At 35.1% G+C, this 14,008-nt stretch carries 9 protein-coding genes; 4 read left to right on the top strand and 5 right to left on the bottom strand.

The window, feature by feature from the left end:
- The first annotated feature begins 176 nt into the window (after positions 1–176).
- Positions 177–3,161 carry a UPF0182 family protein gene (locus P9B04_RS03535; protein WP_342053617.1) on the top strand — a complete coding sequence of 995 codons (2,985 nt, stop codon included), beginning with the start codon at positions 177–179 and terminating at the stop codon, positions 3,159–3,161.
- 114 nt (positions 3,162–3,275) lie between these two features.
- On the opposite strand, the gene P9B04_RS03540 is transcribed toward P9B04_RS03535, so the two are convergent.
- From P9B04_RS03540 to P9B04_RS03555, 4 genes are all read right to left on the bottom strand, one after another.
- Positions 3,276–6,155: a cyclic nucleotide-binding domain-containing protein gene (locus P9B04_RS03540; RefSeq protein ID WP_342053618.1), complete on the bottom strand. Its 2,880-nt coding sequence runs from the start codon at positions 6,153–6,155 to the stop codon at positions 3,276–3,278.
- 35 nt (positions 6,156–6,190) lie between these two features.
- Complete coding sequence (locus P9B04_RS03545) at positions 6,191–6,532, bottom strand: hypothetical protein (protein ID WP_342053619.1); 342 nt, start codon at positions 6,530–6,532, stop codon at positions 6,191–6,193.
- A gap of 17 nt (positions 6,533–6,549) precedes the next feature.
- Positions 6,550–7,326 carry a MinD/ParA family ATP-binding protein gene (locus P9B04_RS03550; protein WP_342053620.1) on the bottom strand — a complete coding sequence of 259 codons (777 nt, stop codon included), beginning with the start codon at positions 7,324–7,326 and terminating at the stop codon, positions 6,550–6,552.
- A gap of 362 nt (positions 7,327–7,688) precedes the next feature.
- Positions 7,689–7,871, bottom strand: a complete 183-nt coding sequence (locus tag P9B04_RS03555; RefSeq protein WP_342053621.1) for a hypothetical protein — start codon at positions 7,869–7,871, stop codon at positions 7,689–7,691.
- A 394-nt stretch (positions 7,872–8,265) separates the two neighbouring features.
- Here P9B04_RS03555 and P9B04_RS03560 point away from each other — a divergent pair, with 394 nt between their 5' ends.
- The 3 genes from P9B04_RS03560 (at position 8,266) to thyD (ending at position 11,833) form a co-directional block, all read left to right on the top strand.
- Positions 8,266–9,051, top strand: a complete 786-nt coding sequence (locus tag P9B04_RS03560) for a hypothetical protein (protein ID WP_342053622.1) — start codon at positions 8,266–8,268, stop codon at positions 9,049–9,051.
- 157 nt (positions 9,052–9,208) lie between these two features.
- A complete protein-coding gene (locus tag P9B04_RS03565) occupies positions 9,209–10,555 on the top strand; it encodes an AAA-like domain-containing protein (protein WP_342053623.1) in 1,347 nt (448 codons plus the stop codon).
- Positions 10,556–10,909: 354 nt separating this feature from the next.
- Complete coding sequence (gene thyD / locus P9B04_RS03570; protein WP_342053624.1) at positions 10,910–11,833, top strand: thylakoid membrane protein ThyD; 924 nt, start codon at positions 10,910–10,912, stop codon at positions 11,831–11,833.
- A 122-nt stretch (positions 11,834–11,955) separates the two neighbouring features.
- On the opposite strand, the gene P9B04_RS03575 is transcribed toward thyD, so the two are convergent.
- Positions 11,956–13,950, bottom strand: coding sequence for an ABC1 kinase family protein (locus tag P9B04_RS03575; protein WP_342053625.1), 1,995 nt, complete (start codon positions 13,948–13,950; stop codon positions 11,956–11,958).
- Positions 13,951–14,008: the final 58 nt, after the last annotated feature.

Below are 14,008 nucleotides of genomic sequence, written 5' to 3' on the forward strand. Positions count from 1 at the left end.
AGACTTAGCTTCTGCTGAGCCTGTATCTGCTCCTGTAATCAATGGTTAATTCCTTTGATAACAATCAAATATTAAGATACTAACAGAAAGGCACTCCCAGAGATGGGGGTGCTTTTTTGTTTTTGGTAATAATATATAAATATGTTCCTCCCCCAGAGAGTCTCATAATTTTAATTATGTCAAGATTTTTGAACCATTCTCTAACTAAATTGATTGCTTTTTTATTAGGTATTGGCTTAATAGTTGAATTAATGTGTCGTATTATTGCGGAAGGACTTTGGTTTCAAGAAGTGGGTTATGTAGATATCTTTTACAAACAATTATTATGGCGTTTGGGATTATGGGTTATTGTTAGTGGTTTTTCTTTCTGGTTTTTATTGGGAAATTTGCGCCGAGCAAAACGTTATCAATGGCATTTTATTCCTCAAATCACCATAAGCAACAAAAAGCGCAATAAAGTGAGAAAAAGAACGCCCGGAGTTACTCCGGAGTCTCCTTCTTTTGGTCTTTTGAAGTTAATTATGTTTCTTGTTAGTTTGAGTAGTTTAATAGGATTAATGCTACTTTATTATGGTCAAGTAGCTTATGATTCTTGGACACCAGACTTCACCTTACCAAATATAACCCCTCCTTTACCCACTCCCTTCTTTTTAGATTCCCTTCCTGAAATTTTATCTCAATTCAGCAATCAGTTGTGGAAAGTAGGAATTGTCGGGGTGATTGTTATACTTATTTTTGTCAATACTCAATTGTATTTGAAGATAGTATCTTTATTTTTTAGCATAATATTTGGACTAGGTTTATCCGGGAACTGGACAAGAGTTTTACAATATTTTTATCCTACAAACTTTGGGGAAACTGATCCTCAATTTAGCTTAGACATTAGCTTCTATATTTTTTCTTTTCCTTTCCTAAGATTACTTGTTTTCTGGCTAGGTGGTTTATTTTTATTAGGTTTTGTTGTAGTTAGTATAACTTATTTATTCTCAGCAAATAGTTTATCTCAGGGAAAATTTCCAGGATTCTCCCGAGATCAACTTCGTCATTTATATATTCTATGTGGTCTTTTTATGTCCATTGCTGGACTTTATCACTGGTTGACTAGGTATCAATTATTGTATTCTACTCAAGGAGTTGTTTTTGGGGTTAGTTACACAGATGTTCACTTTCTGTTACCTGCTTACACCATTACAAGTCTTTTGGCTATTATTATTTCTTTATGGTTGCTAATTAAAGGCATAACAGGACAAGGAAAATATAGTCAAATACGTTTATCAAAGCGTTCAAAACTGAATAATCTTCCTTTTTCTCCTATTCCTTTTGTAATCTACTTTTCAATCATAATCATATCATTTTTAGGTCAGCAAGGAGTACAAAGTCTTGTTGTAGAACCGAATGAATTAGCAAGGGAAACCCCTTATATAAAACGTAATATTAACCTAACTCGTCATGCTTTCGGTTTAGATAAAATTGAAATTGAGACTTTAAATGCGACGGCAAACTTAACAGTAGATGCTTTGAGTCAAAATAGTCTAACTATTAATAATATCCGACTCTGGGATTCTCGTCCATTGCTAGAAACTAACCGTCAATTACAACAATTACGCCTTTATTATAAGTTCAATGATGCAGATATTGATCGTTATACAATTCCCGTTAAAAATAGTAGTGATTCAGCTAAAATTGCTAAACAGCAAGTATTAATCGCTGCTAGAGAACTGGATTATAATGAAGTACCAGAACAAGCAAAAACTTGGGTCAACAAACACCTTGTTTATACTCACGGTTATGGGTTTACTTTATCACCAGTTAATCGAGTTGCTCAAGGGGGTTTACCTTTCTATTTTGTGCAGAATATTGGCACAGAAAATAATTCAGGAGACTTGCAAACATCTAGTGCTTTAATTCGAGATAGTATTTCTATTGATAACCCAAGAATTTACTTTGGGGAATCAACTAATACTTATATTATGACTAATACCGAAGTCAAAGAATTAGATTATCCTAGTGGTCAAGATAATGTTTATAATATTTACGATGGTAGAGGAGGAATTAAGTTAAAAAGTTGGATCAAAAGATTGTTATTTGCCAACTACTTAAAAGATTGGCAAATGATTTTTACCCGCAATTTTACCCCAGAAACTAAATTAATTTTTCGGCGCAATATCAATCGAAGAATTAGAACAATTGCTCCTTTTTTAAGGTTTGATCGTGACCCTTATTTAGTGACAGCTACAGTTAAAGATGATAGTGAAAAAACGACAAAAACTACTTTATATTGGATGATTGACGCTTATACTACCAGCAATCGTTATCCTTATTCCGAACCAGGAGATCGCCCTTTCAATTACATTCGTAATTCGGTTAAAATTATTATTGATGCTTATAACGGTGACGTTGATTTTTATATTGTTGATCCCAATGACCCCTTAATACAAACCTGGCAAAAAGTCTTTCCAACTCTTTTTAAACCTTTATCAGAAATGCCGAGTTCTCTTAAAGTTCATATTCGTTATCCAAAAGATTTATACAACACTCAATCAGAACGTTTATTAACTTATCACATGACCGACCCACAAGTATTTTACAATAGGGAAGATCAATGGCGTATTCCTCAAGAGATTTATGGAGAAAATCAACAACCCATTGACCCTTATTATTTATTAATGAGTCTTACCAATGAGGCGCAAGAATTTATTTTATTTAGTGTTTACACTCCTACTAGCAGAAACAATTTAATTGCTGGTTTATTTGCTCGTTCTGATGAAGAAAATTATGGTAAGATGTTAATGTTTGAATTACCAAAGCAACGGGTTATTTACGGACCAGAACAAATCGAAGCCTTAATAAATCAAGATCCTGTTATTTCTCAACAAATTTCTCTCTGGAACCGTCAAGGATCTCGAGTAATTCAAGGTAATTTATTGGTTATTCCTTTCTTCACAGAACAATCTTTGCTATATGTTGAACCCTTATATTTAGAAGCAGAACAAAATAGTTTACCTACTTTAGCAAGAGTTATTGTAGCTTATGAAAATCAAATTGTGATGTCAGAAACCCTAGATCAAGCATTAAACTCTATTTTTGAACCTGACAAAGTAAATTCATCGACCATTATTCGAGAAGTAGATCAAGAAGAAGAAATAATTATCAATAATTAAAGTTTCTGACTTTGATTTATATATTCATCTGTCAAGGGGATTACTTTGAAAGAGATTACATAGTAGGATCAAGATAAATAAAAGGGCTTAATAATATTAAGCCCCTAGTGAATTCTAACTTACTAACTGTTTTAAATGTTTTAATTGACGACTTTCTTGTTCAATAACAGCACGAGCGAACCGTTTATCTTGTTCGATCAATTCATTGAGAATTGTTCCTTCAATGACTAGGAAACAGGCTTTGGGAGAGCTTACAACAACCGTTGCGATCGCTTCTAAATTTCCTAAAATTTCTAATTTGTTTAAGAAATTAACAGGTTCAAGTTCGTCAACAATTACTGTGTCATCTTCTTGGATTTGATGACATTCAACTTGCCCATCTAACAATAAAAACAAGTCTTTGATAACCTCTCCTTGTTCCCAAATAATTTCTGATTCACTGTACTCTTTGATGGGAACTTGATAGGATAATTCCATTAAGCTTTCTGCTCTTAATCCCTTTAACAAATCACAACTGGATAAATATAATAGTCGTTCTAATGGGGTAACAATTTTAGTTTCTTGTTCTTCAGTTTCAGCGACAATTTGTTGTGCAGTTTCTTTTAAGGAAGGATTCAACATTAAATAGGAATCTAATAGTTGACTTGCTTGTTGTTGACCCCGTTTTCTGTCTAATTTATTTAATAAATAAAGGCTGACAGTTTTGGTTAAAGAATCTGGTTCTGATAGTAAAGTTTCTAAATAACTAATCATTAATTCTTCAGAGACTTTAGGAGGAATTAACTCAGCTAATTTTAACTGCTGTTTTAGACGAGATAAGTAAATATCATTCAATCTTTCAGTCCATTTTTGATCATGATTTTCTAGGAGATGAGGTAATACATTAGGAGTTAATGTAGCCAAAGCTAACACTAATCGAGTCCCCTTGGTTCCGGAGTCCGACTGTTCCAAAATTTTCAGCATCCCCTTAGCAATCACTTTCTGTTTTTGAGAAACAGTATTGCGTAAGATTTCTAACCCTTTACGTAAATGAGGTATGTTTAAAACTTCAGGGGGATACAAGAGAGTTAGTTCTATATCGTACAAATCTTGTAATTGTTGTAAGAGAAGATTACTACGGCGTTCGAGTTGAGATTCTTCATCTAAATTAGCAATAATTTGATTTTCTTCTTCCAAAGTAATGCCATATTCCCGTGATAAAGATTCAACGCTTCCCCCTTCTTTATCTAACACATCACTGACTGATTTTTCTTTTTTAACTACTTTTAATAGTTCTCTTCCTAATCCTTTTGCCCCCCTTCTTCGTTTACTACCGACCATACCTCGAATTCGTTGGCGGAAACTTTGTAAACGCAACTGATTTTCACGGGAACGCTGTTGATTAGGATCTAATAATTCTGGATCTTCTACTCCTAGCTCGGTTAAAATAGTCAAGTGTTCTTGCTCACTAACTCCTAATTCTCCCCGCATTTGTTGTAGCACTTCTAAACTACTAGCCGAGTTAACATACCCTTCTTCTAAAGAATCTCGCAAAATTCCTTTGTATGCTTCTAGACGTTTATCACCAGTAAAACCAGGAAGAATTTTAGCTAATACATAAACTTCGTCTGCACTCAGTAAGTCTAAAGAACGACCTTCTAAGAATCGAGATACATCGACTTTTAAACGGTTTAATTGTTTTCTTAATCGGTTAGCTAAGCTTTCTCTAGAATAGCGTTCAGAACTTCTAGACCAGGTACGGTATAACCATAAACTACTAGCTAAAACTAATAGCAAATTAAATAAATATTGAAACTGTACTGGAAATTTAGAAATATAAGCTCGTCCTGCAAAAATAAAGAAAAAATTGAACACCCAAAAGGTTGTTAATGTAAAAATTTGATGTTGTAATTGCTGATTATTTAAAGAAGGATTCCGTTTTAATTGATAGCTTTTATAAACTTTTTCCAGTTGTATTCCTAAAAAATAAGCACCAGCCATAGAAGCGGCAAGCGTTAGAGGTGCAGCAATCAATCGAGGAATGGGAATGGCTACATTAAAGATATAAAATCCTGGAGAAAATAGTAATCCTAGCTGATTTTCTTGATGAGTCCAAGCACCAGACAAAAGATAAGCCCAACTTCCTGAATAGAGATAGTAATATAAGAAAAAACCGAATACTAAACCCGCATAACTATAGTACAATATCTTGTAGTCTGGTTTTTTAATAGCGTCCCAGTAGGCGCGTTCTGCATCGATGTCAACACAGGGACTATTACAAGCAACACAAGCACTACTTTCTGTTCCGTCCGGGTTTGGACGACGACACATAGATTGAGTAATTAATGTTTTTTGTCCTTCGTGAGCAATACTATTTAAAAGTCCTCTGGGTTCCCCATAAAAAGCTTGGACTGGGGCCATGGGACAAAAATATTGGCACCAGGTTTTACCCGCGTAAAGATACCCTACTAAAATAGCAGAACCAATAGTAAATAGTAGGAAAGATCCCAAGACAATACGATTGGAATCATAAAATAAAAGCCTCCCGCAAACACCAACATATAATAAACCCATTTGTAGTTTTAAATGGTTTTTTCCTAACCAGGAATTACTTTTAATTTTAACTAATTCATAATGAGTTTTTCCTGTTTCTTTATTAACTCTCTTTCTTTGTCTCTGCTTTCCTAAAGCTCTAAATATTTGAGACATAAAACCTAATGGACAAATTCTTCGCCAAAATTCGTGACCAAAAATTAGCAGGATAAACACACCACTAGGAACAATTAAACCCCAAAATAAAGAAGATCCTAAACCGTAGGGTTGTTCTTCTAAACAAGTACCTTGAACTTTAACACAGGTATCAAGATTTAATTTAAACGGACTCCAATAGGCATTAAAATGAGTTAACAAAGGAGAAATTGGATCATAAAAGAGGGAAAAAATGAGGATTAGCCAACCACAAGCTAAACCAAATCTTACCCGATGCATTACTTTTTCGGGAATGTTAGCTAACATGAGATTTAAAATCAATAAAATAATAAAATACTAAATTATGAATCACCAGACTGTTCTAGAGAAAGTTGTTTAGCCTTTTTCTTATTGGCTAATTTTTTAAATAGAGATTGTCCTTTTTTCTGAGCATGAGTAACACGATAATAGCGTTCTTCTTCCTCAAGTGTTTCCTCGAGAAATCCTTTTTTTAATAAAGCTTGTAAGCTGTTTAATGCAGTTTGTTCGTCTTGGCAAAGATGAATCGCAATATCGAGTAAACTAGGTTTCTTTTCTCTTCGGATCCAGTTAATTAAATGTTGCTGTTCTTTTGGTAATTTCTGCAACTCACGGAAGGACAGACCAGAGGAAGAAGACGAAACGCCTTTCGATAAATTAGCCATAATAATATCCTCTGGAATTAACCTTGAATGTGGGAAACAATATGCTGCACTTCTTTCGTTAATGGATGGTCTGGGTGCTGTAAGCAAAAAAGTCCTTGGCTTCCTAAACGCAACATCTCTGTAGATAAAGGTAAAATACCGGCTACAGGCAATTGATAAGTTTCGTGAACTTTATCTTTCAAAACGCCAAAATCGATGTCTGGTAAGGCCTTATTCACCACCAAGAGCATTTTAGGAACTTCTAATTCCCTCGCCACTTCCACAATAACTGCGGTCCCCAAATAGTCTTGTTGATCTGGTCGTAAAATGATTACCAACGCGGTAGACAAGCCAATAGAAAGTAAGGTTTCTTCGTTTAATCCTGGGTGGGTATCTACAAAAAGATAATCTAACTCAAGGGTTTCTCCCACCTCATAAAATCCTTGTTGCAGCAATTCTACGTCGTACCCTTCGCTGAGAATGGTGGCAATATCCTCACTCTTCATGCTCGAAGGAATTAAGAAAATTTTTCCGTTGGGGTTAGCCTTAACTTCATCGGGACGATCCAGGACATAACTAACATCATAAGCAATTTGTTCGACGGGACAATCGTCATCCCAGAGATAATCGTTGAGGGTTTTATTGATTTTTGTTTCATCCAGGCGAAAAAGAATATGAATTCCTGGAGACTGGATATCGGTATCAACTATACCCACGCGCTTACCTAACATAGCCATAGAGGTAGCTAAGTTGGCTGTCATGTTAGATTTTCCTGTTCCACCGCGATAGGAATGGATAGAGACAATATGAGTCATAATCAGATTCAATAGGTAATGGGGTGCAATCAAGATAGGAGTCGGTTCATCTCAAATATCGATTAGATAACTGGATGAACAAACGGGGTTAGAGCTAATTTTCAGATTCCTCGAGCTTATAAAGAAACACTGATTTTTTGGTATCAACGATTATTTCGTTTATGAAGAAAGACCATAAACATTCGTCTGTACTCCGTCAGCATTTCTTCTCTTGTGTTTACTATCACACTGCTGTTGTGATCCCTCTAACAATATTATCTTTCCCAAAAATGCGGCGTAAGTTATCACAGGTGGAATTACGTTAAATAGAAAAACTGGACAAGATTTTGTCCAGTTTCCCATTACCTAGCGGTGTTAAGCATTTATTCGTGGGGGAATTTAAGTAGGGGTAAGCGATCGCCTCTAAAGATTTCTTCGCTCTGTTCTCCCCACTCTGAAAAGTCTTTACTAATGTTTTTCATCATCATTAGTCCTGCCAATAAGGGAAAGGTTGCTACACTAAGCCCCATAGTTATTAATTGGGAATTCTGATTTTGATTACTCATGGTTTTAAATTACGATACGATTTTGATCCTAAAAGAATTTCGTGGGACGATCAACTAGCCCCTAAGCCATCGATTAATAATTAAAAGATGATAGTAGCTTGAGCTTTTGTGTTGAGGTTTTGCCGTTCCTCGTTGCCTCCAAAGCAACAGCCTTGGTAAATTTTTTCTACAGACTACCCCCAAATTATAAAAATTTCCTAAAAATTTGAGAATAAAATTTTTGTACTATTTAAGTATAAATCAAGAATATTGATAAGATGAGCAAATATTGTTTAACCCATCGTTAAATAATACATCCATTCAGGATGCAATGGAACAATCTAAAAAGCGTCACAAATATTAGTTTATCTTGTTCAAGATATGTCAAAATAAAATTAAAAAATAAGAGCAAATCATGAAAAAAACATACGATTACTATTTATATTTTAGTTTTAGTTTTGGTTTAGGTTTTTTGATTTTAGTGGCATTCTTTTTATTACAATGGTTACAAATTCCTGCGGGCAATTTTATAGATTGGGTGATTGGAGTTACCAGCTTTTGGTGGTTACTGACTATTGTTACTATTCCTTGGAATATTTATTTCTCTGCTAAAGAGGTAGCCTCAGAAGCGATAATTTCTCAAGATAAGGGTATTCTCCTCGATAATAAAAAATTAGACTATATTAATACTGTGAGCAGATGGGCTTTAGTGGTGGCCATCGCCCTTCATCTACTTTCTGGTTTAGGACTTTATGAACTGGCAGCTTTTGGCATTAGCCCGGTAGGATATATTAGTTGTTTTGCTACATTATTATTAACAGGATTACGACCTGCGGTTAGAGGTTATCAATATTTAGCTTATCGTTTATCCACCATTCAACAAGAAATTAAATACCCTCGTGAAGATATTTTAGAATTACGAAATCGCTTCACTAAATTAGAAGAAGAACTCAACTCCCTTCAAACGAAATTCAATAGTAGTGATCCCAATTCATGGATTAATAAACAGCAAAATAACTGGGAAATTACTCGCCAAGAAGTAATCACTATCGGCGCACAGTTGGATAAATTTGAGGCAAAAAATACTTTAGAACATCAAGAAATTTCTAGGGAAGCAACAAAAGCAATTTCTCAATTAACCGAAGACAGTAACTTCTTGCATCAAGTTAGGGAGATTATTCGCTTTATAAAAACAGCTTAATAGTATTATTTTTTCTAATTATTTTAGGTATTTTTTAAGGATGCAAAAAATTAGAAACTAGAAAATAATACGCCAATACGTACAAAAGTGAGCTATGTAGATCATAACTATAGGAACTGCTATCATAGTCGGTTAGTTTTCAATAATCTTTACCAATATGACAGGAGAAAATAACAAAAAACAACAACGACGACGAGGAGTTATTCTCACAGAAGTAGGATTAGAAAAGTTGCAAAATGCAAAGATAAAAGCTGAACAAGAGGAGAATAACGGCAATCGCTACACTTTAGAGAGTTTGAGCGAAAAAACAGGGTTAGCGATGGATACCCTTATGAAAGTCTTTGCTTGTGAGTCACGAGTAGATAGACAAACCCTTAGACATTGTTTTAAGGCTTTTCAACTACAATTGTGGAATGAAGACTTTTTCTATCCGCAGATGTCCTCTGTAGAAGAAAATGACTGTAATTTATTATCAGATTTGGAATTACCTGAAGGACAAGTTTCCCTCACCTCTCAGTTTTATATTGAGCGACCGCAGATAGAATCTGAGTGTTACAAAGCCATTTTAAAACCAGGCTCCCTCATTCGACTAAAAGCACCGAGACGCATGGGAAAAAGCTCTCTGCTAGCAAGAATTATCGATCATGGGATTCAAAATAATTGTGCTGCTGTTTCTTTAAGTTTTCAACTAGCAGATACAGATTTATTTCAAGACTTAGATAAATTTTTAAGATGGTTTTGTGCAAATATTAGTTTAAATCTAAAAATCGAGAATAAAGTTATTGATTATTGGGATGATATATTTGGAAGTAAAATTAGTTGTAAAAGATATTTTGAAGAATATATTTTATCTACATTAGAAACCCCGTTGGTATTGGGATTGGATGATGTTGATCGCCTATTTGAATACCCTGATTTAGCAGATAATTTTTTTGGACTACTCAGAGCTTGGCACGAGGAAGCAAAAAATAGAGACATTTGGAAGAAATTACGTTTAATTGTGGTTCACTCAGCAGAAGTTTACATTCCTCTCAAGGTTAACCACTCTCCTTTTAATGTAGGAATTCCTATTACATTACCCAATTTTACTACCGAGCAAGTTCAAAATTTAGCAAAAATTTATCAATTGAATTGGTCATTAGAGAACAGGGAAAATTTGATGAGTTTAGTGGGAGGTAATCCCTATTTGTTGAGGTTGGCAATGTATAATGTTTCTACGAGTAAGATCAAATTAAAAGAACTTTTAGTTAGTAATTATCAGGCAATATCAGTTGTATACGGTGATCATCTTCAACGACAACTATGGACTTTACAACAACAAAACTCTGACTTACTAGAAGCTTTTAAAAAGGTTGTTTTCTCATCTAAACCCATTGAATTAGACCTAGTGCAATCTATGAAGCTACAAAGTTTGGGGTTAGTTGATTTTCAAGATCAACAAATTGTTATTAGTTGTCGTTTGTATAAACAATATTTCCAACAACATTTTCAAGGAGTGGTATAAAGTCAAACCTTTGACACTCTGATATCTCTCTTAACCTAAAACACTTCTCCCATCTAAGTAGTCGGACATAAATAAAACTCACTGTATAAAGATTTATAAATATAGCTGTAAACCTACTCCTGCCTACTGCCTCCTGCCTCTTGTTAACTGTAACGTTTATTTTTGTCCAGGTACTTATATTAGGACAATGTTCAGCGTTGAAGATAGCTAAAGTACCATTAGTCAAATTGTTGTTCAAAGAACTGCTTGTGGCTTATGGTAGACATCAGGTTAAATAACACCAAAAAAAGGAAGCTTAATGACTCCCTAATTGGTGGCTATTTAAAAGAATTAATCCTAAAGTCAACTTAAACAATGAAAATTGCAATTACTGGAGCAACTGGGTTTGTAGGAACTCGATTAGTTAATAGTTTAAAAGAAGAACAGCATCAACTTATAATCTTCACAAGAAATGTCAATCGCGCCCAAAACATTTACCCTACTTCTAGCTTTCCCAATGTTGAGATTGTTCCTTACAACGCGACAGAATCAGGGGACTGGCAAGATAAAATTTCGGGATGTGATGCTGTGGTCAATTTAGCAGGGGAACCTATAGCAGAAAGGTGGAGTGCAGAACATAAAAAAGCTATCTTAGAAAGTCGACAGTTAGGAACCGAAAAAATTGTTGAAGCCATTACTAAAGCAAAAGATAAACCTTCTGTCTTAATTAATCCTTCTGCCATAGGTTATTATGGCACCAGCGAAACAAAAACTTTTGATGAAAATAGTCCTTCTGGTGATGATTTTTTGGCTGAAGTTTGCCAAGCTTGGGAAAGCGAGGCACAAGAAGTTAAAAAAGTAAATGTGCGTTTAGTTATTCTGCGAATTGGTATTGTATTAGGCAAGGGTGGTGCATTAGCTAAGATGATTCCTCCCTTTAAACTATTTGCTGGTGGACCAATTGGAAACGGTCGTCAATGGTTTTCTTGGATTCATATTGATGATTTAGTACAGTTAATTAAGGAGTCCTTGAAACGGTCAGGAATTGTGGGAACTTTTAATGCCACAGCACCTAACCCTGTACGGATGAATGAGTTGTGTAAAAATTTAGGGGAAGTTATGAATCGACCTTCTTGGTTGCCGGTACCAGATTTTGCCTTAGAAGTTCTTTTAGGAGAGGGGTCAAAAGTGGTTTTAGAAGGTCAACAAGTGCTGCCTAAAGAAACACTAGCATTAGGCTTTCAATACCAATATCCTACTATTCAATCTGCTTTGACGGATATTGTTCCTAAAATTTAATTTATAGAAATATTTTAGCCATTCAAAAATACACAAGCTAAAAACCCTTATTTAAAGGCGATCGCTATTTTAGCAGAGAGAATTTTTTTGCCTAGCGATCGCTTTAAAAAAAATTATTTATCTTAAGCTGCGGGTAAGGATTTTTGGGTGTTAATTGTCCCCATATTATTACCTGACGGCTGATCAATTTCTAGCAGTAAATTGCGAACCAAACGCGCTACTAACTTGTGCATTAATCCCTCGGCAATTTTTTGACCCATCTTTTGAGTTTCGGGCTTTCCTAATAGTTTCACCACTAAAGGAACAACTTTCATAGGATCAAATCCTGGGGTATTTTGAAGGATTTGCAGAATGTTCTTTAAGTGTTCTACACTCTCGCTTTTGTCCTGTAAATCTTGAGGGGTTTCTTGAACAGCTAAGCCGATTTGTTCTCTAACTATACTAGACATATTAAACCAAGTACGACGGCTAAACATATCCAAAGCATTAACAATTTCACTAACCAATCTTTGTCTGATAAATTCCCCCCGTGGAGAAAAAAGAAAATCAGCGGCCTGATCTACTACTTTATCGATGTCATAATCTTGGGAATCTTTAGCGTTTCTCATTAAATTTTCCAAACGATTCCAGCGAAATCCTCCTTCTTTAAACAATAAATCTTTCAAAGAAGATCGTAATTCTGGAGAGGAATCTGTTAGCAAACGTTTCGCCACATAAGGATATGCTTTACTCAAGACTTTAAAATCGGGATCAATGCCAATTGCGATACCTTCTAAAGTTACCATAGAACGTAAAATTAAAGCATAGTAAGCGGGAACTTTAAAAGGAAATTCATACATCATTTCGGACATTTGATCCGTAATACTTTTAAAGTTTAATTCTGCTACACTTGAGCCTAAAGCATTACCAAAAACCTCTGTTAAAGCCGGTACGATGGGATTAAGGTCTGTTTCAGGTGTTAAAAAGTCTAATTTAACGTAATCATAAGCTAAAGCGTCAAAATCACGATTTACTAAATGCACCACTGCTTCGATTAAACCGTATCTTTGATAGGGTTTAATGCGACTCATCATCCCAAAATCTAAATAAGCCAATCTTCCATCTTTCATCGCTAATAAGTTACCTGGATGGGGATCAGCATGGAAAAAACCGTGTTCCAATAATTGACGTAGAGAACAATTAACCCCTACTTCCACTAAGTGTGTAGCTTCGATTCCTTGCGCTTGAATCGCTTGAATATTAGTTAGCTTAGTCCCTTCAACCCATTCCATTGTAAGGACTCTTCTACCTGTATATTCCCAGTATATTTTTGGTATATATATTTCTGATAAGTGACCGTAAAGCTTAGCAAATTCTTCTGCATTTTTTCCTTCTTGAATATAATTAATTTCTTCAAAAATACGACCAGCTAATTCATCCGTAATAGCCACTAAATCTGAACGAAGGAAAGAGAAGGTTTTCTGCGCCCAAGTAGAGAGATTGCGTAAAATATAGATATCTAAAGTAATCCTTTTAATTAAGTCGGGACGTTGGACTTTAACAGCTACCTTTTCTCCTGTTTTCAATGTTCCTTTATAAACTTGTCCCAAAGAAGCAGCCGCAATGGGTTTATCTGATAATTCAGCGTAAATTTTCTCAGGACTCTGCCCTAATTCTTCCTCAATAAAACTATAAGCAACTTCATTAGGGAAGGAGGGTAATTGATCTTGTAATGTGGTTAATTCGTCTAAGTAAATAGGAGGAACTAAATCAGGCCGTGTTGATAAAGCTTGCCCCACTTTGATATAAGTAGGCCCTAACTCTGTCAGCATTTCCCGTAAATGAATCGCCCGTTTCCTTTCTTCCTTGGGATTTTTCCCTCTGATTTTGTCCCACCACAATCCCAGTACAAAACGGGCAAACAACATGAATACATTGATGAGACGACCTATTACTTGAGGAAGACGTTTACTGTAATAATTGTCTATAATCTCGGGGCTATACTGCCAACTATCGGGAGACATATCACTAATGGGCCCTAAGTCTTCGTTATGTCCCCGAGGGATGTGACGGGGTTGTACATCGATGGTTATGGTGTCAACCGTAGGAGTACCTGGGGAAAGAGTTGATTGAGGCATAAGGATGATTGCAACTTCAGTAAAAATAATTCTCTTTGTAAACTATTGTAACAAGTTC

The sequence above is a fragment of the Crocosphaera sp. Alani8 genome (assembly GCF_038442745.1).
Classification (GTDB): domain Bacteria; phylum Cyanobacteriota; class Cyanobacteriia; order Cyanobacteriales; family Microcystaceae; genus Crocosphaera.